This is a genomic window from Aliivibrio wodanis (assembly GCF_052920805.1).
In genome coordinates this window covers 2,908,941-2,928,692 of sequence record NZ_JBREXA010000002.1, presented here as the reverse complement: position 1 = coordinate 2,928,692, position 19,752 = coordinate 2,908,941, and the positions used below count along the sequence as shown (strand labels likewise).

The 19,752-nt window shown below is 39.1% G+C and carries 18 protein-coding genes; 2 read left to right on the top strand and 16 right to left on the bottom strand.

Annotated elements, in window-relative coordinates; all coding sequences use genetic code 11:
- Positions 1 to 8 precede the first annotated feature (8 nt).
- Entirely contained in the window at positions 9 to 1,325 is a 1,317-nt protein-coding gene (gene rlmD / locus ACU5DF_RS21630) for a 23S rRNA (uracil(1939)-C(5))-methyltransferase RlmD (RefSeq protein WP_446714292.1), read from the bottom strand.
- 174 nt (positions 1,326 to 1,499) lie between these two features.
- Between rlmD and barA the strand changes: the two genes are divergently transcribed.
- Positions 1,500 to 4,286: a two-component sensor histidine kinase BarA gene (gene barA, locus ACU5DF_RS21625; RefSeq protein WP_446714130.1), complete on the top strand. Its 2,787-nt coding sequence runs from the start codon at positions 1,500 to 1,502 to the stop codon at positions 4,284 to 4,286.
- Between the two features lie 66 nt (positions 4,287 to 4,352).
- Here the strand turns inward: barA and ACU5DF_RS21620 are convergent, their stop codons facing one another.
- The 14 genes from ACU5DF_RS21620 to rpoE all read right to left on the bottom strand — a co-directional run bounded on the left by ACU5DF_RS21620 (position 4,353) and on the right by rpoE (position 17,008).
- Positions 4,353 to 5,876 carry a diguanylate cyclase domain-containing protein gene (locus ACU5DF_RS21620; RefSeq protein WP_446714129.1) on the bottom strand — a complete coding sequence of 508 codons (1,524 nt, stop codon included), beginning with the start codon at positions 5,874 to 5,876 and terminating at the stop codon, positions 4,353 to 4,355.
- A 69-nt stretch (positions 5,877 to 5,945) separates the two neighbouring features.
- Complete coding sequence (locus tag ACU5DF_RS21615; RefSeq protein ID WP_446714128.1) at positions 5,946 to 6,365, bottom strand: hypothetical protein; 420 nt, start codon at positions 6,363 to 6,365, stop codon at positions 5,946 to 5,948.
- A gap of 8 nt (positions 6,366 to 6,373) precedes the next feature.
- Positions 6,374 to 7,654, bottom strand: a complete 1,281-nt coding sequence (locus ACU5DF_RS21610) for a hypothetical protein (protein WP_446714127.1) — start codon at positions 7,652 to 7,654, stop codon at positions 6,374 to 6,376.
- A 110-nt stretch (positions 7,655 to 7,764) separates the two neighbouring features.
- The gene (acpS, locus tag ACU5DF_RS21605) at positions 7,765 to 8,145 is read right to left on the bottom strand and encodes a holo-ACP synthase (RefSeq protein ID WP_045102808.1); all 381 of its coding nucleotides are present in this window, start codon (positions 8,143 to 8,145) and stop codon (positions 7,765 to 7,767) included.
- Positions 8,145 to 8,876, bottom strand: coding sequence for a pyridoxine 5'-phosphate synthase (pdxJ, locus tag ACU5DF_RS21600; protein ID WP_045102809.1), 732 nt, complete (start codon positions 8,874 to 8,876; stop codon positions 8,145 to 8,147). The genes acpS and pdxJ overlap by 1 nt, the downstream gene beginning before the upstream one ends.
- Positions 8,873 to 9,589 (bottom strand): DNA repair protein RecO, encoded by a 717-nt coding sequence (recO, locus tag ACU5DF_RS21595; protein WP_446714126.1) that lies wholly within the window; start codon positions 9,587 to 9,589, stop codon positions 8,873 to 8,875. The genes pdxJ and recO overlap by 4 nt, the downstream gene beginning before the upstream one ends.
- Before the next feature lie 174 nt (positions 9,590 to 9,763).
- The gene (gene era / locus ACU5DF_RS21590; protein WP_446714125.1) at positions 9,764 to 10,729 is read right to left on the bottom strand and encodes a GTPase Era; all 966 of its coding nucleotides are present in this window, start codon (positions 10,727 to 10,729) and stop codon (positions 9,764 to 9,766) included.
- The gene (gene rnc / locus ACU5DF_RS21585; RefSeq protein ID WP_045102812.1) at positions 10,729 to 11,400 is read right to left on the bottom strand and encodes a ribonuclease III; all 672 of its coding nucleotides are present in this window, start codon (positions 11,398 to 11,400) and stop codon (positions 10,729 to 10,731) included. Before rnc ends, era begins: the two co-directional genes overlap by 1 nt.
- Positions 11,401 to 11,408: 8 nt before the next feature.
- Entirely contained in the window at positions 11,409 to 12,311 is a 903-nt protein-coding gene (gene lepB / locus ACU5DF_RS21580; RefSeq protein WP_045102813.1) for a signal peptidase I, read from the bottom strand.
- Positions 12,312 to 12,431: 120 nt separating this feature from the next.
- Positions 12,432 to 14,225: a translation elongation factor 4 gene (gene lepA, locus ACU5DF_RS21575; protein ID WP_045102814.1), complete on the bottom strand. Its 1,794-nt coding sequence runs from the start codon at positions 14,223 to 14,225 to the stop codon at positions 12,432 to 12,434.
- An 89-nt stretch (positions 14,226 to 14,314) separates the two neighbouring features.
- The gene (locus ACU5DF_RS21570; RefSeq protein WP_446714124.1) at positions 14,315 to 14,800 is read right to left on the bottom strand and encodes a SoxR reducing system RseC family protein; all 486 of its coding nucleotides are present in this window, start codon (positions 14,798 to 14,800) and stop codon (positions 14,315 to 14,317) included.
- Positions 14,801 to 14,805: 5 nt separating this feature from the next.
- Entirely contained in the window at positions 14,806 to 15,783 is a 978-nt protein-coding gene (gene rseB / locus ACU5DF_RS21565) for a sigma-E factor regulatory protein RseB (RefSeq protein ID WP_446714123.1), read from the bottom strand.
- The gene (locus ACU5DF_RS21560; RefSeq protein WP_446714122.1) at positions 15,783 to 16,400 is read right to left on the bottom strand and encodes an RseA family anti-sigma factor; all 618 of its coding nucleotides are present in this window, start codon (positions 16,398 to 16,400) and stop codon (positions 15,783 to 15,785) included. The genes rseB and ACU5DF_RS21560 overlap by 1 nt, the downstream gene beginning before the upstream one ends.
- A gap of 29 nt (positions 16,401 to 16,429) precedes the next feature.
- The gene (gene rpoE, locus ACU5DF_RS21555) at positions 16,430 to 17,008 is read right to left on the bottom strand and encodes an RNA polymerase sigma factor RpoE (RefSeq protein WP_045103352.1); all 579 of its coding nucleotides are present in this window, start codon (positions 17,006 to 17,008) and stop codon (positions 16,430 to 16,432) included.
- 314 nt (positions 17,009 to 17,322) lie between these two features.
- Here rpoE and nadB point away from each other — a divergent pair, with 314 nt between their 5' ends.
- Positions 17,323 to 18,942, top strand: a complete 1,620-nt coding sequence (gene nadB / locus ACU5DF_RS21550; RefSeq protein ID WP_045102818.1) for an L-aspartate oxidase — start codon at positions 17,323 to 17,325, stop codon at positions 18,940 to 18,942.
- Between the two features lie 479 nt (positions 18,943 to 19,421).
- Here the strand turns inward: nadB and ACU5DF_RS21545 are convergent, their stop codons facing one another.
- Entirely contained in the window at positions 19,422 to 19,682 is a 261-nt protein-coding gene (locus tag ACU5DF_RS21545; protein ID WP_045102819.1) for an FAD assembly factor SdhE, read from the bottom strand.
- Positions 19,683 to 19,752 lie beyond the last annotated feature (70 nt).

Sequence of the window (19,752 nt, the reverse complement as noted above, 5' to 3'; positions counted from 1 at the left end):
ACCGCTAATTATCGCTCAAATAATGCCATAGATTCTAAATGTCCTGTGTGTGGGAACATATCAAGCATTCCTAGCCTAGTAAGCTTGTAACTGTGTTGAATTAGTAATTGGCTATCGCGTGCAAGTGTTGCTGGGTTACACGATACGTAAACTACGGTTTGAGGTTTCAATTTTGCCACAGTTTGCATCACTCCTGCAGCCCCTGCTCTAGCAGGATCGAGTAAAATCTTTGTAAACTTTGTGCTTGCCCACACTTGATCATCAATACTTTCTTCTAAATTTGCTTGATAAAACGTGACATTATCTAGCGAATTTCTTTTTGCATTTGATTGAGCGCGTTGCACCATTTCCTCAACACCTTCAATGCCCACTACGCTTTGTACTTTTTGGGCTAAAGGCAGACTAAAATTACCTAAGCCACAGAATAGGTCTAATACCGTGTCATTTTCTTTTAGAGCTAACCAAGAAAGGGCTTGATGCACCATTTTTTTATTCACATCACCATTAACTTGAATAAAGTCTTTTGGAGTAAAGTAAATTTTAGCACCATCAATAAGATAATATGGGTCTTCGCCATGAACATGATTTAAGACATCTGACTCCGGCATTAAATACAAGATCAAATCACGCTCTTCACAATAAGATATTAATGCTTGATGATCGGTTTTATTAAAATCTGCCAAATGACGGATCAACAATACACTGCCATTGTCAGCTTGAACTAACTCGACATGTCCTAACTGTTTTTTCGATTTAAATGAATTCAATAATTCATAAAGTGACGTTAGATGTTGATCAAGTTCATTCACTAATACTGGGCAATGGCGAACATTTACAATTGCTTTGCTTTGCTTCTTACGAAAACCAAAATCGAGCTGATTCGTTTGTTTATTAAACATCAAACTAATACGTGCTCGACGGCGATAACCTTTATCATCACCAACAATAGGATCAACCATTTCGCAGCGCTCAACCCCTTGCTTTTTCATTAGCTCTTGCAGCTTAATATTCTTTGCTACGATTTGTTCATCATGTTGAAGATGCTGTAGATTACAACCACCACATTCATGATAATGCTGACAAATTTCTTTTTGACGTTTAGAGCTCTTTTCTATCAATTTAATTAATTTAGCTCGGGAATATTGTTTCTTTTGTTCAATAAATTGAATAATGGCCTTTTCTTCAGGTAAAGCACCTTCAATAAACACTGGCTTTTTATCCACAAACGCAATGCCTGCGCCGTTATGATCTAACCGAACCACATCCACAGACTGATGCTTTGTGTTTACTGAAGATTTTTTTTTCGCTTTGAAGAACTGCGCCATAATTGCTGCCTGATTTACAAAATTTGGCGTCATTATACCGAAACCACACCAAGATGTAGCGTTGATTAAAGATTCATTTACGTTTCAGCTTACGATTTAAGCACAGAGTAATTGAGCTTACCTCTCAACTTGATTAAGCTACGCGCTCAAGGAAGTCAATCAGAACGAATCAATATGACAAAATACGGTTTACGCGCTCGAGTCATCACCCTTACCCTAGCGCCAACATTAATCATCGGTTTACTACTCAGTGGTTTCTTTACCATGAACCGATACAATGATTTAGAAGCGCAGCTCATTTCTAGTGGAACAAGCATTATTGAACCACTAGCTATTTCGAGTGAGTATGGAATGACGGGGAAAAACCGAGAAGCCGTTCGTCGACTTATAAGCTACGCACATCGAAAACATTCTAAAATTGTTCGTAGTATTGCTGTATTTGATGAAAAGCATGAACTTTTTGTAACCTCTAATTTCCATCCTAATTTTGAAAGCTTAACATTTCCTAAAGATAAGCCCATCCCTCTATTACTTGATATTTCATTTCAAGAAGAATCATTAATCTTAAGAACGCCTATCCTTCCAGAAGGGCAGTTCTCATCTAATTTTGATTCTTCTTATATTAATGAACCCTTAGGTTATATTGCTATTGAATTAGATTTATCCAGTTTACGATTGCAGCAATATCAAGAAATATTCTCAGCCTTAATTGTTTTAATTTTAGGATTAAGTTTATCTGGCGTATTTGCATATCGCTTGATGCAAGATGTAACCCAACCTATTTCACACATGGTAAGCGTGGTTGACCGTATTCGTCGTGGTCACCTAAATGTGCGTATTGAGAATAAATTGCATGGTGAGCTAGACACCCTTAAAAATGGCATCAATGCGATGGCTATTTCCTTGTCTGAATATCATGTTGAGATGCAACAAAGTATCGATCAAGCAACCTCTGATCTACGTGAAACCTTAGAGCAATTAGAAATCCAAAACGTAGAATTAGACATTGCGAAAAAGCGAGCTCAAGAAGCGGCTCGGGTTAAATCTGAATTCTTAGCCAATATGTCGCACGAGCTAAGAACACCACTTAATGGCGTGATCGGTTTTACACGTCAAATGCTAAAAACATCCCTCTCAGAACATCAAAAAGACTACTTACAAACCATCGAACGTTCAGCCAATAACTTATTAACGATTATTAATGACATTCTTGATTTCTCGAAACTAGAAGCCGGTAAATTACTGCTTGAAAATCTTCCATTTAATTTCCAAGACTCTCTGGATGAAGTAGTCAGCCTACTTGCAACAAGTGCACATGAAAAAGGCTTAGAAATTACGCTTAAAATTGACCAACGTGTTCCGTCAGGGCTAATTGGTGACCCACTTCGAATTCAACAGGTCTTAAACAACCTAGTTGGTAACTCAATTAAATTCACTGAAAAGGGCAACATCGACATCTCGGTAGAATTAAAGCATTTACATGATGATACGGTAGACCTTCAATTTGTTGTTCGTGACACTGGTATTGGTATCTCTGAACGCCAACAAGCACAACTGTTCCAAGCCTTCAGCCAAGCAGATGCGAGCATTTCTCGACGCTATGGCGGTACAGGTTTAGGCTTAGTTATCACGCAAAAATTAGTTGCTCAAATGGGCGGCGAAATTGGTTTAAGCAGTCGCTTACATCAAGGTTCTACTTTCTGGTTTACAATTAAAATGAGCCAAACTGAGTTACCTATGATTGATGAGCGAGATGTTCAGCAACTCGATAAGAAAAAACTACTACTGATTGAACCGAATATGCAATCAGCATCTATCTTACAGCAACAATTTATCCACCACGGTGTCTTTGTTACCTATCGTTCAACACTACCTGACAATATAGAACCTCATGACTACGCCCTAATCAGCTTAAGCTCTAATTCCAAGCCAAGTGCTGAATCATTAAAAGTCATTTCAGATAAACTAGCACCTCACTGCCCGACCATTGTTATTGGCTTGCCAAGTACTGAATTGGCATTAACCGAGAAGTTAAATCAACTACCAAATATCACCTGTTTATCAAAACCATTTGCGAAGAAAAAACTACTAGATGCATTATTAGTTCAAAAACAAGAAGAGCAAATACTCACTCTTCCTGATCTTATGGCCTCTCATGACACCCCACATCGTTTGCCAATCAAGGTTATGGCTGTTGATGACAACCCAGCTAATCTCAAATTGATTTCAGCGTTACTGCATGAGCAAGTTGAAAGTGTTGTCACCTGTAAGAATGGTCTAGATGCTGTACAACAAGCCACCGAACAGAAATTTGATATTATTTTAATGGATATTCAAATGCCAAAAATGGACGGTGTTATGGCATGTAAAGAGATCCGAAAAACTGTCTTAAATGCACAAACGCCTGTAGTTGCGGTAACAGCGCACGCCATGGCAGGTGAACGAGAGAGGCTTATTACTGAAGGGATGGATGACTACTTAACTAAACCAATTGAAGAACATGTACTTCAACAAGTGATCATTCATTGGAGCCCATTAACCGATACGACTGATGTAGAAAAAATCGAGATCTTAGCTGATGCTATCCCTGAGCTACATGTTGAAGAAGCAAGTAATGATAAAAACGGTAGTATTGATTGGGAGGCCGCATTAAAGCAATCTGCAGGAAAAGATGATCTCGCTAAAGAGATGCTTCAAATGCTAGTGGAGTTTATTCCTGAAGTTGACGGTTGGATTGAAAAAGCGCTTGAAGGGAGCTCATCACCTGAAGAGCTTTGTCACTATATACATAAATTACATGGCAGTAGCTCGTATTGTGGCGTACCTCGATTAAAGCAACTATGTAATTTAATTGAAACCGCTCTACGACAAGAGCAGTCAATTGAAGATATAGAGCCTGAACTATTTGAACTTCAGGATGAGATGGAGAAAGTAACTAAAGATGCTCAAAAACTAATTTAATAATACCAATACCACCTATTATCTGATCAATTACTTAACTCTAAAACGTAGTTGTTCAGATAATAGTTAGCTAGCTCGATATAAACGGTAACCATTTTTTCCATCTTTTTTCACTTGATACATGGCTTCATCGGCTAAAGATAAGCAAACATCAAACTCTCCAGTAACATCAAAAGCAATACCAATACTCACTCCTACATTCACCATTGCACCCTGTTTCAGGACAATAGGCTTCGAGACGGTATCTATTAACTTTTGAGCTATGTATTCAACCAAGTTAGTACTTTTCTGATCACAGCTGATTAATACTGCAAATTCATCTCCACCTAAACGGCTAACAAGATCTTTATTCTGTCTTACTTGATTTTTTAGACGCTGAGCAATAATACATAACACTTCATCACCAGCAGCATGGCCAAAAGTATCATTAACAGTTTTGAATCCATCTAAATCTAGAACCATTACCGCTAAAACTTTGTCTTCATTTCCCGGTTTAGATTTTAAAAGGAAATCAGCACAACCTAAGCGGTTTTTTAAACCAGTTAATGTATCTAACTGAGCAAGATTCAATGCTTGCTGCTCTTTTATTACTCGGTCCGTTACGTTATAAATAACACCTTCATAATACCATTCAAGTGTCGTACTATCTTGATAAGCCGATATTAATAATTGAATCCAAACCGGCTCTCCTAATATTGGTTCAATCACAAACTCTTGACTGATTGGCTCTTGTGTTAACTTTGCTTTCTTAGCTAATTTATTACCAAGAGTAGAATCTTTTAGAAAGCTATCAAATAAACACTGACCGAGTATATCTTCTTTGCTGAGTAATAAATGACATTCTAAGCTTTCAAAAAGAACATCATTTCCTTTTAAGAGTTCTGTTTTTTCATTTAATACAAAAAAGCCAATCTGAGCTTTCTCTAATACATTACGATAATGCTTTTCCATCAAGCTAATTTTTTCACGTAATGCTCTCTCTGTATGAATAGCAGAGGTCGCACTCTCTACAAATTGATTCACACTCGAAGTAACAAGACCTATTTCATCATTTTGATGCTGCTCATCCAGCGTGAGTTTTGTCTCTTCTCCTGGACGAATAGTAGCTAATTGTGCTGCTACCCTCTTCAATGGTGTTCCCACCACTTTTTTAATTGCAATTAACATAACAATCAAAAGAATAATCGTTTGAAATACTAATAACTTTATTTGTGCTTCTACCACATCAATTGCATTTTGATTCAATAACTCTTCATTTAAAATAATTGAAATACTGCCGATAGATAAGTTATTAACAGGTGATAATAGAATATATTGGTAGCCACTCTGTTCCCAGTTAATAGCACCTAGACCGATGTCCCTTTGTTTTACATAGTTAAAACTTTCATTCGAAGTAATTTTTACTGCTAATATCTCAGGGTGTAGAAGCAGAGAGCTACCGACCTCTTCTGCTATTTCTTCATTTTCGACATAAGCTGCAATAGAAGCAGATGCCCTTACTGTCGTCACTAGTTTTTCTTGTTGGATTAAAGCGTTATCTTTCGCCTTTTTAATACCAAACTCAATCAACGCGCCTGCAATCGCTACCATATAAATCAATGCTGAAATTAACAAAGTAACAATTAATCGTTATGTTAGGGACTTATTCATGATTTATCTCTATTTTAAACTTAAAATAATACTAACGTCTGAATCTGTAGGCTTTTGATTTGTATAGCTAATTGCATTATTTTTTTCGGATAACAAGACAAGCATCTCTGCCTCTTGTTCAATAACTGTCGGTGGTATCATTCGCCCAGAAAAAGTAAGACGCGACCAGTAAGCATTAACCCTAGGTAGTGACATTTTGTTCAACAGATAAAAAAACTCTGAGCGAGTCGTAGAGTCTAATCCTCGGTCGATCATAAAAGCCAGTTCACCATTAGGCAGCGTTCGTTTCTTACCTAAAAACAAAGCAGTAACTTCATCTTTTGATAAGTGTTCAATTTGTGCTTCCTTATGGGCTACCACATAAATATCCGCAAAGCTTGAGGGCACTAGAGCAATATAGGTTAACAACAAAAATAACATTTTCTTCATTACTACACCTAAAATACAAAGCTAATAGAAGCAGAAAAAAGGTTTACATCCTGGCTTTGGTAAAGGTCACCACCAGCGCCCGCCCACATCGCAGAGCCTGCTGATGCAATTGAGACGTGATCCCACTGTAAATTCAGTGCTGCTTGTTGATGAAAATCCCAACGAGTACCAAGAGTAATCGTATCTTGCTCTATACGCCCTGAGTTAATTATAAAAGTAGTAGTTTGAAATAATGTCGTTAATTGAGGCGCCTTTCCTTCCCAAAGGTACTCTTCATTATAAAATTCATTTTTAGGCTTGAAAAAAGAATAATTAATATATGGAGTAAAAGTTGAAATCCGCTTACCAAAGGTTAAATATCCACCTAAGCCACTTGGCATTATAGATATATCAGCATCGCTATACGTCAACTCAGAGAGTAATAACCAATCATAATTATCAAATTGCACACTAATTTGTGCATATTTAATTTGCTCCCCTTTAATCTTCAATTCGTCACTTAATGCACCTGCTAGTTCACGAATTCTAGCGGGTAAAAGTCCTATATCTGAATGTTCTATCTCTTCAAGGACAAATTGCAGCTGCATTGCTTGTTCTGGTAAATCAGAGCCAACAGTGACAGCAGCTAAGGTTGTTCTAAAGCTCCAATCATTTCTATCTGCAGTCAAACTTAATGCAAGAAGGTCATCACCTTCAAATTCATAAACCGTCTCACCCGCACTCATTTCTGATTTAGAATGACTTTTCCCATATTGGGCTTTAATCCGCCAATAGGTACTTTCTGTTTCAAAGTAATAAGCAGCATCAATACCATCTACAGAGTAAATAGGCACCCAGCTATATACTTCACTTGGCGGTCTAGCCCATAAATGAGCATAATCAATACGTCTAGTATCTGACAAAGCAAAAAGATCTAGTCCCATTCGACCAAATCGAATATCTACATTTGAAATAGGATGCAGAGCTAAGTAAGCCCATTCAAGCGAATCACTTAGTTCATAATCTACTTCATCAGCAAGAACAACTTGAACCATCGTGCTCCAGTAAGGGGACGATCGATAAGACAACTGCGCTCCTATTTGGGAGTCAGTTTGGAATGAAGAGGTTTGATCTATATCGAGTGTTTGAGAATAGTCTCGAATATAGCCAATTTGCTCAGTATCGTCATAGGTATAGCCAAGTGTGCCAAACCCTGAAAATGTCCAATTACTTACCTCACTTTCTGATTGAGCAGAAAATGAAAATAAACAACTGAATATTGGTAATAAAATAGGAAGTATTTTCGTCACAACTGTTCTCTTTTATAACTCTACGCTTGATTTATAATTAACAAACCGAATGTTATACCATCAATGGTACAGGAGTTAATACGAAATAAACAGTCTTAGATACTCTTAAATTAAGATTCAAAGATAACGGTGGCGACAGCGTAATGCCTTTCATCAGAAATGGTTAGATGAGTATGAGATATTTGGAATGATTGAGAAAGCTCGAGAGCCTTACCTGAGAGTGTTAATAGCGGTTTACCATTCTCATCATTTGAGATAGTAAAATCATGAAAGGTAACACCGTGTGCAATACCGGTGCCTAACGCTTTAGAAGCAGCTTCTTTTGCTGCAAAACGCTTAGCTAAGAAACGTCCTTTTTGCTTTAATGATTGATATTTACTAAATTCAGATGAACTTAAGATGCGCTCAGCGAACGCATCTCCTGAACGAGAAAGGGCTTTCTCAACCCTTTCTATTTCAGCAATATCAGTCCCTAGACCAACAATTGCCATTACTTACGAGCACCAAGCATAATACGGTGCATATCCGCGACGGCTTTTTCTAAACCATCAAACACCGCACGTCCCATAATAGAGTGGCCGATGTTTAATTCATAGATTTCTGGCAGAGCCGCAATCGCTTCAACGTTATGATACGTCAAGCCATGACCAGCATTAACAATTAGGCCTTTAGATGCAGCATAACTTGCGCCTGCTGCAATTTTTTTCAGCTCATCTTGCTGTGCTTCTTCTGTTTTTGCATCAGCGTAAGCACCAGTATGGAGTTCAATATATGGCGCACCACATTCAACCGCGGCATCAATTTGCTCTTTATCTGCATCGATAAATAAGGACACTTTAATGCCAGCATCAGAGAGTTTTGTCGTTGCAGCCTTCACTTTCTCAAGCTGACCTAAGACATTTAACCCACCTTCTGTCGTTAACTCTTCACGCTTCTCTGGTACTAAGCAAACAAATTCAGGTTGTGTTTCAAGTGCAATACCAACCATTTCATCCGTCACTGCCATTTCCAAGTTCATTCGCGTTTGTAGCGTTTCACGCAGAATACGTACATCACGATCATTAATATGACGACGGTCTTCACGCAGGTGAATCGTAATACCCGCAGCACCAGCACGCTCTGCAATTTCAGCAGCATGAACAGGATCTGGGTATTTAGTTCCTCTTGCATTTCTAAGGGTGGCTACGTGATCGATATTAACGCCAAGTAAAATTGAACTCATTTTAGAATACTCCTTGTTCTTGGAAGAAACAGTTCCCTACTTTTTAGGGGCTTGCCGCCAAGATACGGCTTTAAGGCTATGCGTGTAAAGCGTTTTGCCGCTTTTAATTGCTCTAGTGTCACAAATCGTCGCTCACTGATGGCAATCAATTCATTCCCTTTAAAACTCATTAAGGGATCATGACGAATGGATGCCATAAAACCTTGTTGCTCACGATAACGATAGGTCATTTCTGGGGAAACCATTTCACCACTACCAGCACAATGTAACAAATCGACGCCATAGCCCAGTGAAGATAATAAAGCTAATTCAAAACGACGCAAAGCAGGTTCTGGATTTTTGGTTTGTGCTAACTCAGTTAACGCGGTGAGATAATCTAAAAAAAGAGCTGGATATGGGGTTTCTTGTTCAATCACACGCACCAACAGTTCATTGATATACATGGCTGAATAGAGATTAATGCCAGTAAGAGGAATAGCCAAACTGATACTTTCAGCCTGACGCAGTGTTCGCATCGAACCTTTACCTGACCATTTCATAAGTAATGGGGTAAACGCTTGCAATACACCTTTTAGATTAGATCGCTTACTTCGCGCACCTTTAGAGATGATAGATAAACGACCATATTCTTCGCTAAACACGTCTAAAATTAGACTGCTTTCACTATATGGTCTACGGTGCAGGACAAAACAACGTTGTAAGCCTTCTTCCACGTTTCTTACCTATAAAAAAGAATGCACTATGCGCTTCGCTAACTATAAACGCTTCGCTTCTAGATACTATAAAAATGTATTTCGCTATAATAAAAAATCCCAAACAACTTAAATTAATTTGATTAAGTTATTCGGGATCTTGTTCTAGATCTTATAGTTTCTAGTTTCTAGAAATTATAAATCGTCGATGTAACCTAGAGAACGAAGTGCTCGCTCATCATCAGCCCAACCAGATTTAACTTTAACCCAAAGCTCTAAATACACTTTACGGTCAAACAAGCCTTCCATATCAATACGAGCTTCACGACCAATAACCTTGATCTTCTCGCCATTCTTACCAACAACCATTTTCTTTTGACCTAAACGCTCAACAAGAATAAGACCGTTAATATGGAAACCATCCATCTTAGGATTGTAATCAAAACGTTCAATTTCAACGGTTACTGAATATGGCAATTCTTCACCCGTAAAACGCATTAGCTTTTCACGAATAATTTCAGACGCCATGAAACGTTGAGAACGATCGGTTACATACTCTTCAGGGAAGTGATGTACTGCTTTTGGCAAATACTGACGAACTAATTTCTGAACAACATCAATATTAGAGCCTGATTTAGCTGAAATTGGCACAACGTCAACAAAATCCATTTTTTCTGTCATGGTTTGAAGGTGCGCCATAACGTCATTTTTATCTTTAACGTTATCTACTTTATTCACCAATAAAACCGTAGGGAATTCTGCTTTTCTCAGCTTATTCAATACCATTTCATCATCAGGTGTCCAGTGCGTACCATCAACCATAAATAGAACCAAGTTAACATCGCTTAACGATGAGTTTGCAGCACGGTTCATTAAACGGTTAATCGCTCGTTTTTCTTCAATATGAAGACCTGGAGTATCAATATAAATCGCTTGATAATCCCCATCCGTATCAACACCCATAATACGGTGACGAGTCGTTTGAGGTTTACGTGATGTAATCGAAATCTTCTGCCCCAAAATTTGGTTAAGAAGTGTTGATTTACCTACGTTTGGACGACCAACGATAGCAATAAAACCACAGTGTTGGTTGTCGCTAGATTCTGTTTTAGCTTCTGATGAGAAGTACGCATCTAGATCGAATTCTTTGTCATCTGACATTAATTTACTTGCCCTAATGCTATGTCAGCAGCCGACTGTTCTGCCTTGCGGCGGCTACTTCCTTTGCCGATAACAGGCTTATCCAAGCCTGCCACGATACATTCAATAGTGAACTCTTGGTTATGAGCTTCACCTTTAATTTTTGTTACTGTGTACGTTGGTAACGGCTTACGACGACCTTGTAGGTACTCTTGAAGACGTGTCTTTGGATCTTTTTGTGATACACCCGGTTCAATTGAATCTAAACGAGTCTTGTACCACGCTAAAATAATCCCACGTATAACTTCAGTGTCGCTATCTAGGTAGATGCCACCAATGATCGCTTCTACCGCATCCGCTAAAATAGAATCACGACGGAAGCCACCACTTTTCAATTCACCAGGGCCTAAAAATAGGTAATCACCCAGTTGGAACTCACGGCCTAACTCAGCTAACGTATGCCCACGAACTAAGGTTGCACGCATACGACTCATATCACCTTCGTCCACTTTAGGGAATCGATGATACAGCTCATCAGCAACAACAAAACTCAAGATCGAATCGCCAAGAAACTCTAAGCGTTCGTTGTGAATGCTGTTTGCACTACGGTGAGTCAGCGCCAGCTTTAAAAAACCTTCGTCTTTAAATTGGTAACCAATTTTCTTTTCTAAGCGTTGTAATGAAGAATTCATAATCTTAATCAGTCTATGCCACCGATGCGGTTAAAACGCACACCAGTAGGAATAAAGGAAGGCAGCACACTATCGCTACCACGTTCAAATTCAAAGCTGATCCAGATCCCGACCGCTTTACCCACTAAGTTCGCTTCTGGGACAAAGCCCCAATAACGGCTGTCGGCACTGTTGTCACGATTATCGCCCATCACAAAGTAATTCCCCTCTGGAACAACCCACTCGTTATAACCAGGTCGAGGTTGGTAGTTAGAAACACGATCAACTCTCATCGGGTTAACCAGAATATCATGCGTTGTCTCTTTTGCTAACTGTTCAGTATATTGAACTAAGTTAGTACGATCTGGCGTGAATTCACTGTCTTTCATGTTCGTTAACGGGATGATATTACACTTGCTCTCGCCTTTTGGCTTAACACATAACTGCTTTGAAGAACTATAAACAACAGTATCGCCAGGTTTACCAACTACACGTTTAATATAGTCGACACTTGGCTGTGGTGGAAATTTAAAAACAACAATATCACCACGCTCTGGTTTTCCAGTTTCTACTAACTGCGTACGCCAAACAGGGTCTTTAACTCCATAAGAGAATTTTTCGACCAAGATAAAATCCCCGACTAAAAGAGTCGGCATCATCGAACCGGATGGGATCTGGAACGGCTCATAAATAAATGAGCGCAACACTAAAACAAGGCCAATCACTGGAAAAATAGAAACCGATTGTTCTATCCATGCCGGTTGAGGAGCAACTTTTACAAGTGTCGCTTCATCAACTTGTCCATTCGCTTGCTCACGAGCTGCTGCAATTTTTTGCTTACGCTTTGGTGCCAAGACGAATTTATCAATAGCCCAAATAACCCCTGTAAACAGTGTTACCAGAACTAAAATAAGTGAAAAAGTGTTAGCCATTACATTCCCTTAAGTTATTAAGTGTTGCATAACAAAGAAAGCGAAGACCATTGATCATCGCTTTCTTTGAACTGTAATAAAGCTTAATTTACGTCACTCTGAAAAATCAGGTGTTATAAATTAATCTTTACCTATATGAAGAATCGCAAGGAAAGCTTCTTGAGGTAATTCAACATTACCAATCTGCTTCATACGTTTCTTACCATCTTTTTGCTTCTTCAACAGTTTTTTCTTACGGCTAATATCGCCACCATAACATTTTGCGATTACGTTTTTACGTAATTGCTTCACCGTTGAGCGCGCAATAATGTGAGCTCCGATCGCCGCTTGAATCGCAATATCAAACATTTGACGAGGGATGAACTCTTTCATCTTCTCAACCAATAAACGACCACGGCTTTGTGCATTATCATGGTGAGTAATGATCGCTAATGCATCAACTCTGTCACCATTGATTAATACATCCACACGAACCATGTTTGACACTTCATAACGTTGGAAGTTGTAATCCAGTGACGCGTAGCCACGAGAAGTTGACTTCAAACGGTCGAAGAAATCTAGTACTACTTCTGACATAGGAACATCATATGTCAGCGCAACTTGGTTGCCGTGATATACCATATCAACTTGAATACCGCGTTTTTCAACACATAATGTAATCACATTACCTAAGTATTCAGCAGGAACTAAGATATTACAGCGTGCGATAGGTTCACGAATTTCTTGTAAGTCGTTTGTTGCTGGTAATTTTGATGGGCTATCTACATACAGTAAATCACCATTATTCAATACTACTTCATAAACAACCGTTGGCGCTGTTGTAATTAGGTCAAGGTCATATTCACGCTCTAAACGCTCCTGGATAATCTCCATATGTAGCATTCCAAGGAAGCCACAACGGAAACCAAAACCAAGTGCTGCTGAACTTTCTGGTTCATAGAAAAGCGATGCATCATTTAGACTTAATTTACCTAACGCATCACGGAAGTTTTCGTAATCATCAGAAGATACAGGGAACAGACCCGCGTATACCTGCGGTTTTACTTTTTTGAAACCAGGTAAACGCTCTTCACAACCGCCTTTAGCGTGTGTCAGCGTATCACCTACAGGTGCGCCTAAGATGTCTTTAATACCACAAACAACCCAGCCTACTTCACCGGTATTTAATCCATCAGTATCAATTTGTTTTGGTGTAAAGATACCAATGCGGTCAATACCCCAAACTTGTCCTGTGCTCATTACTTTGATTTTGTCATTTTTCTTCAGTGAACCATTTTTAATTCGAACTAAAGAAACAACACCTAAGTAGTTATCAAACCATGAATCGATAATAAGCGCTTGTGTTGGACCGTCAGGATCCCCTTCTGGAGCAGGAACTGATTTAACGATAGTTTCTAGAACTTCATCAACACCTAAACCTGTTTTCGCTGAACAGCGCGTTGCTTCCATCGCGTCAATGCCAACGATTTCTTCAATTTCTTCTGCTACACGCTCTGGATCAGCTGCTGGTAAATCAATCTTATTTAAGATTGGGACTACTTCTAAATCCATTTCAATTGCGGTGTAACAGTTTGCTAATGTTTGTGCTTCAACACCTTGGCCGGCATCGACTACCAATAATGCGCCTTCACAAGCGGCAAGTGAACGTGATACTTCGTATGAGAAGTCAACGTGCCCTGGTGTATCGATAAAGTTTAGTTGATAGGTTTCACCATCTTTCGCCGTATAGTCTAGAGTTACACTCTGTGCTTTAATGGTGATACCGCGTTCACGTTCAAGATCCATTGAATCAAGAACTTGTGCTGCCATTTCACGGTCTGACAGGCCACCACAAACTTGGATAAGGCGGTCAGATAGTGTAGATTTACCGTGATCGATATGGGCAATAATAGAAAAATTACGAATATGCTTCATGAATGACGTGACAAACTCAATTAGTTAATGGGATTGGATCGTGAGATCAAGTAATGGGATTCTACCCAATTTCCTCGCAAGTCGCTATCTTATCCTGCTGCATTTACTGAGATAGTGTCAGAAATCGGCTCACCAAGGACTCGAATCAAGCTAACTTGTTGTTCTGTGTTCAGCTCAATTCGTTGGGAAAGGGCTTTCGCAATAAAATATCCTACCCATGATGAAAAAGCGGCGATGATAATAGTAGTAACTTCACCGATACCAATAAATGGTGAAACTAACCATTCAGAAAGCAGCGCACCAAACAAAAGAAATAGCAAAGGCACAAGATAAACAATAGCGGCAGATTGCAATAAATTCTTCTCTGGTAATCCAATTTCAACCATTTGCCCTACCGCCAGTTTCTTATCTGTATGAAAAGCCCAGTGATGCACTTTTCCCGGTAAAACTTTAGAAACGATACCCGTTCCACATGAGTCTTTCGATGAGCAATGATTACAGCTGGTTTGTTGTTGGCAACCAACCACAATAATATCATCTTGAATATCTAACACCGTAGCTAATGCTGTCATCATTACGACTACTGCTCCTCGCTTTTTGATTTTAAGGTGCTAAAAGTAACCGATTCAGAAATACGTTTCGCTGTAATAGCAGGTATATCTCCAACAACACTTATCTCATAATCACCATTAATATAACTATAAAGTGAACGTCTACCTTGGCGAATAGATTGATCTGAATGGCTTAGTTTATCGGCTTCTGAAATATAGACTGCAAAATTAAATAATCCATCAGAATACATTTGGCTCTCAACAGCACGTTGATTCATTGCTAGACGATAACGATTGAAATAAACTTTTTTAAATCCGTTAGGTAGCCAATTAACACTCCAAGTTGCTTTATCTTCGGCAGCCGGCGCATTCGGCATAACTTTAGGTAGCTCGACATCACCCAAACGTTTATTCATATAATCTGCGATTTGATCATTTACTGTATATGAGACTACACGATATTGTTCAATAATATCCCCGTCACGATTCATTAAATCGGTACGTAATGGTAATTTACTGCGCTCATCAATCCAGACAATATAAGAATAACGATTACCATCTTTAGAGACGATACGTACAACTTGTGTTGGTGAACCCGCCTCTCTTGCTCTTCCCATTGATACAAAATCATAATATTGCTTAAGTTGAACAACATCTTTATGTAATAAAGGGATCACAGGGGCGACAATGGATTCAGATTGAATCGAAAATGGTTCATTTCCTTGCTCTAAATACGTAATTTCTTCATTACGACGTATCACTTCTCGCATTGAGCCACTTAAGTAAACAAGATGAGAGAGTGTCATATTATCAGCATGAGAATGGCGATACATAAAAGGTTCTATACCACTTTTCTTTACTAATATATAAGAAAGTTCATAGTTTAATTGGTGGTTTGCCTCTCCCATTTGATGCAACAAAGCCTCAGCAGACGACTGTTCATCTGCTGAGGCCATTATTGGAAAGAAGCTGACCAAAGCGATAAAGCTGATCAGGATACGTTTCATTATTCTGCCAATGTTGTATTTTGCTCTAATAAATCGCGATCAATTGAGCCATCGTGCGCATTCAAACGAAGTTGCAATTCATAATCTTGCAGCATTGCATTAATACGCTTACGCTGTTCCATTACATTTGCTTCCGTTGATGTTTTATTCGCTAATGAATCACGAGTTAAACTTACTGGTTCTGCCGTTCCACTAAAAGGTATGGTATCTAAAACTTGTATATCACCACTTGAAGGGATAACACTTGGATCGGCACCATTGTATTTCTGAACCCCAACAATAACCACTAAAGAAAAACACGCGGCCATAGCTACTTGGCTAAATTGAGTTAGCCAGCTTGGTAGTGTTTTCTTCGCTTCACTTGGTGTTGGCTGTGAAGGCATAAACTCTGTCACAGTATCATTCATTTGATGAACTGGCTCATTCTCAAGAGCAAGAGCAACGTTGCCAGCAATATTCCAATCTTTGCTGACTGGCGTTTCACCCCTCAGTACATCACCAATTAAATGGTAATTTTCCCAGGTTTCTGCGTTTTCAGGTTGTGAAAGTGATTCAATGAACGCATTGTCCATCTCTTCATTATCTATAAACGCTGAAATTTGTTCTTTATCAGTCATTGTCTTCACCGTTTGACCGTTGGAAATAATTAACGCTGCATTAGCGGTTGAATCTTTTTCTCAACAACTTCACGAGCACGGAAAATACGAGAACGAACCGTACCAACCGGACACTCCATTACAACAGCAATATCTTCATAACTTAAGCCTTCGAGCTCTCGCAATGTTATCGCTGTTTTCAAATCTTCAGGTAAACCATCAATAGTAGAGAATACGATTTGTCGTAATTCTTCAGTTAATGATAAATTCTCAGGGTTGGTGACTTCTTTTAAAGCACTTGCCCCTTCATAATATTCTGCATCCTCAGCATCAACATCCGATGCTGGAGGCCTACGCCCTTGAGCAACAAGGTAGTTCTTCGCAGTATTAACTGCAATGCGATACAACCAAGTATAAAATGCACTATCTCCTCGAAAGGTTGGTAACGCACGATATGCTTTGATAAACGCTTCTTGCGCCACATCAGGAACATCACCACTGTTTTTTACATAACGGGCAACAAGGCTACACACTTTATTTTGATACTTAACCACCAAATGGTTAAAGGCTTGTTTATCACCACGTTGAACACGCTCAATTAAAACTTGATCTGTTAACTGCTCACTCATTGGAGCGGGTACTCCCATGTTATTCTTCTTAGATGCGCATTAAGTTTACATTACGCAATAGCTAAATATTTTAGCTATACCACAATTAACTTGAGCACTATGTATGAGTTTCTAATCTTTAGAAAGTTCCTTTATTATTACATTTTTTTATCAATTTAATAGTTCAATGATTGATTAATACTGTTTTTTTACCTTCTTTTATCCTCTCATTTTCTATTTTCTATTCTTGATATTTAAGATTCCATCTCAAAAAGTGACGCTATTGTCGAGATTCTGATAAAATACTCGGATAATCACAGGATAATGATGAATATATGAACATAACCAATGAACACAGTTGTGACGTTTTAGTCATAGGCAGTGGTGCTGCTGGTCTTTCACTTGCACTTAGAGTCGCACCACATGGAAAGGTGATCGTTTTAAGTAAAGGCCCTCGTAATGAAGGCTCTACCTACTACGCTCAAGGTGGCATTGCTGCCGTATTTGATGAAAGTGATACCGTAGAATCTCATGTCGATGATACGCTTGTAGCTGGTGCACATATCTGTGACAAAGATGTTGTCACCTTTATTGCTGAGAATGCCAAGCATTGCGTTCAATGGTTAATCGATGGCGGTGTTCCTTTTGATCACGATGATGAAAAAGAAACCGACACTACCGATCCAAAATTTCATTTAACTCGCGAAGGTGGTCATAGTCACCGTCGTATTCTGCATGCTGCAGATGCAACGGGCAAAGCGATGCAGAACTCGCTACAAGACAACGTCCTAAACCATCCTAATATTACTATTTTTGAACGCCACAATGCGCTGGACTTAATCACTGAAGATAAAGTTGGTGGAGAAGCAGATAAAGTCGTTGGGGCTTATATTTGGAACCGCGATGCTGAGCACGTAGAAACGGTTCGTGCTAAATTTGTTGTGTTAGCAACCGGTGGTGCTTCTAAGGTTTACCAGTATACCTCTAACCCTGATGTATCTTCAGGAGATGGCATTGCAATGGCTTGGCGTGCTGGTTGTCGTGTGGCTAACTTAGAATTTAATCAGTTTCACCCTACGTGCTTATTCCATCCTGATGCTCGTAATTTCCTAATGACCGAAGCTCTACGCGGCGAAGGCGCTTATTTGCGTCGCCCTGACGGTACACGTTTTATGCCTGATTTTGATGAGCGCGGAGAACTTGCTCCTCGTGATGTCGTGGCTCGTGCTATCGACTTTGAAATGAAACGTTTAGGTGCTGACTGCATGTATTTAGACATCAGCCATAAACCTGAAGATTTCATTCATCACCACTTCCCTACCATTAATGAAAAACTGCTTTCATTTGGTATTGATATGACTAAAGAACCTATCCCAATTGTACCTGCTGCTCACTATACTTGTGGCGGTGTTATGGTTGATAAACAAGGTCAAACCGACATTGATGGTTTATTTGCGATTGGTGAGGTGAGCTATACGGGACTTCATGGAGCAAACCGTTTAGCATCTAACTCATTGTTAGAATGCGTTGTTTATGCATGGTCTGCAGCAGAACACATTATTAAAGACATGAATAATCGTGAGCTACCACCATCATTACCCGTTTGGGATGAGAGCCAAGTTGAATGTTCAGATGAAGAAGTGGTAATTCAGCATAACTGGCATGAATTACGCTTGTTTATGTGGGATTACATGGGAATCGTTCGTACTGATAAGCGTCTAGAGCGAGCACTTCGCCGAATTCAACTATTGAAACAAGAAACCCATGATTACTACAGTAATTTCCGCGTTTCTAATAACTTGATCGAACTGCGAAATCTGCTTGATGTATCTGAGTTGATGGTGCGATGTGCGATGGAACGTAAAGAGAGCTGTGGCTTGCATTACACGCTTGACTACCCAGAATCTTTGGAAGAGTCAGGGCCGACTATTTTAGTCCCTCAAAACTTTAGTTAATATTAAATTACATACCCTACACTCTATCGTGGGGTATGTATTTCTTGCTTCCATAAGCTAAGGTCAATTCCAATCATTCCCTATTCATTTTTACTGATTTCGTTAGCTGAATTGGTATTACCTTAGCAACACAGCAAGTTGATGCTGCTTATTTATACTCATCATATCCCCGAATAAATAAAAGTATTTCTTTGTATACACATTTTTTGCCTGAAGAATACAGACACTTTTACTTATCCAACAAAACCCGAATAACAACCCAATCACGGTGATCATCAGACTCTCTTTTAACAAAAGTATAGCTACCCTGTTGATCTAATAATTGATGATAAAGTAAGGCGCAATGTTGGTATAGAAAATAAAATAGAAGAGGAATGAGAGGAAACGGGAGTGTATTAATTAAAACTATCACCCACCCCAAGTAGAAATAACTACCATATAGAATGAGATAGGCGATATGAGAAAAACTAAGCGTTATTTTAACGAAGTTTACTGAGGTTGTGCTCAACTATCTTATCTACTATAGAAGCATGAGCCAGGTTATCACTGCGTCCATGTCCCATAATCCACGTAAACAAATCAGGATCATCACTCTCTAATAATGAGACAAAACTCTGCTGTTCAGCTTCTGTAAGATCTTCAAAACGTTCATCAAAAAATGGCATGATTACAACATCTAATTCCAGCATCCCACGGCGGCAAGCCCACTTTACTCGTGCTTTTTCTTCGACACTGTACATACAGTCCCCTAACGTAAAATATAGAAATAACTGGCTCTGAGTTTATCAGCCTATTTCAATGACAACCATG

Coding starts and splice junctions, on each gene's coding strand:
- rlmD (WP_446714292.1), bottom strand. CDS start 1,325: ATGGCGCAGTTCTTCAAAGCGAAAAAAAAATCTTCAGTAAACACAAAG.
- barA (WP_446714130.1), top strand. CDS start 1,500: ATGACAAAATACGGTTTACGCGCTCGAGTCATCACCCTTACCCTAGCG.
- ACU5DF_RS21620 (WP_446714129.1), bottom strand. CDS start 5,876: ATGGTAGCGATTGCAGGCGCGTTGATTGAGTTTGGTATTAAAAAGGCG.
- ACU5DF_RS21615 (WP_446714128.1), bottom strand. CDS start 6,365: ATGAAGAAAATGTTATTTTTGTTGTTAACCTATATTGCTCTAGTGCCC.
- acpS (WP_045102808.1), bottom strand. CDS start 8,145: ATGGCAATTGTTGGTCTAGGGACTGATATTGCTGAAATAGAAAGGGTT.
- pdxJ (WP_045102809.1), bottom strand. CDS start 8,876: ATGAGTTCAATTTTACTTGGCGTTAATATCGATCACGTAGCCACCCTT.
- era (WP_446714125.1), bottom strand. CDS start 10,729: ATGTCAGATGACAAAGAATTCGATCTAGATGCGTACTTCTCATCAGAA.
- rnc (WP_045102812.1), bottom strand. CDS start 11,400: ATGAATTCTTCATTACAACGCTTAGAAAAGAAAATTGGTTACCAATTT.
- lepB (WP_045102813.1), bottom strand. CDS start 12,311: ATGGCTAACACTTTTTCACTTATTTTAGTTCTGGTAACACTGTTTACA.
- lepA (WP_045102814.1), bottom strand. CDS start 14,225: ATGAAGCATATTCGTAATTTTTCTATTATTGCCCATATCGATCACGGT.
- ACU5DF_RS21570 (WP_446714124.1), bottom strand. CDS start 14,800: ATGATGACAGCATTAGCTACGGTGTTAGATATTCAAGATGATATTATT.
- rseB (WP_446714123.1), bottom strand. CDS start 15,783: ATGAAACGTATCCTGATCAGCTTTATCGCTTTGGTCAGCTTCTTTCCA.
- ACU5DF_RS21560 (WP_446714122.1), bottom strand. CDS start 16,400: ATGACTGATAAAGAACAAATTTCAGCGTTTATAGATAATGAAGAGATG.
- rpoE (WP_045103352.1), bottom strand. CDS start 17,008: ATGAGTGAGCAGTTAACAGATCAAGTTTTAATTGAGCGTGTTCAACGT.
- nadB (WP_045102818.1), top strand. CDS start 17,323: ATGAACATAACCAATGAACACAGTTGTGACGTTTTAGTCATAGGCAGT.
- ACU5DF_RS21545 (WP_045102819.1), bottom strand. CDS start 19,682: ATGTACAGTGTCGAAGAAAAAGCACGAGTAAAGTGGGCTTGCCGCCGT.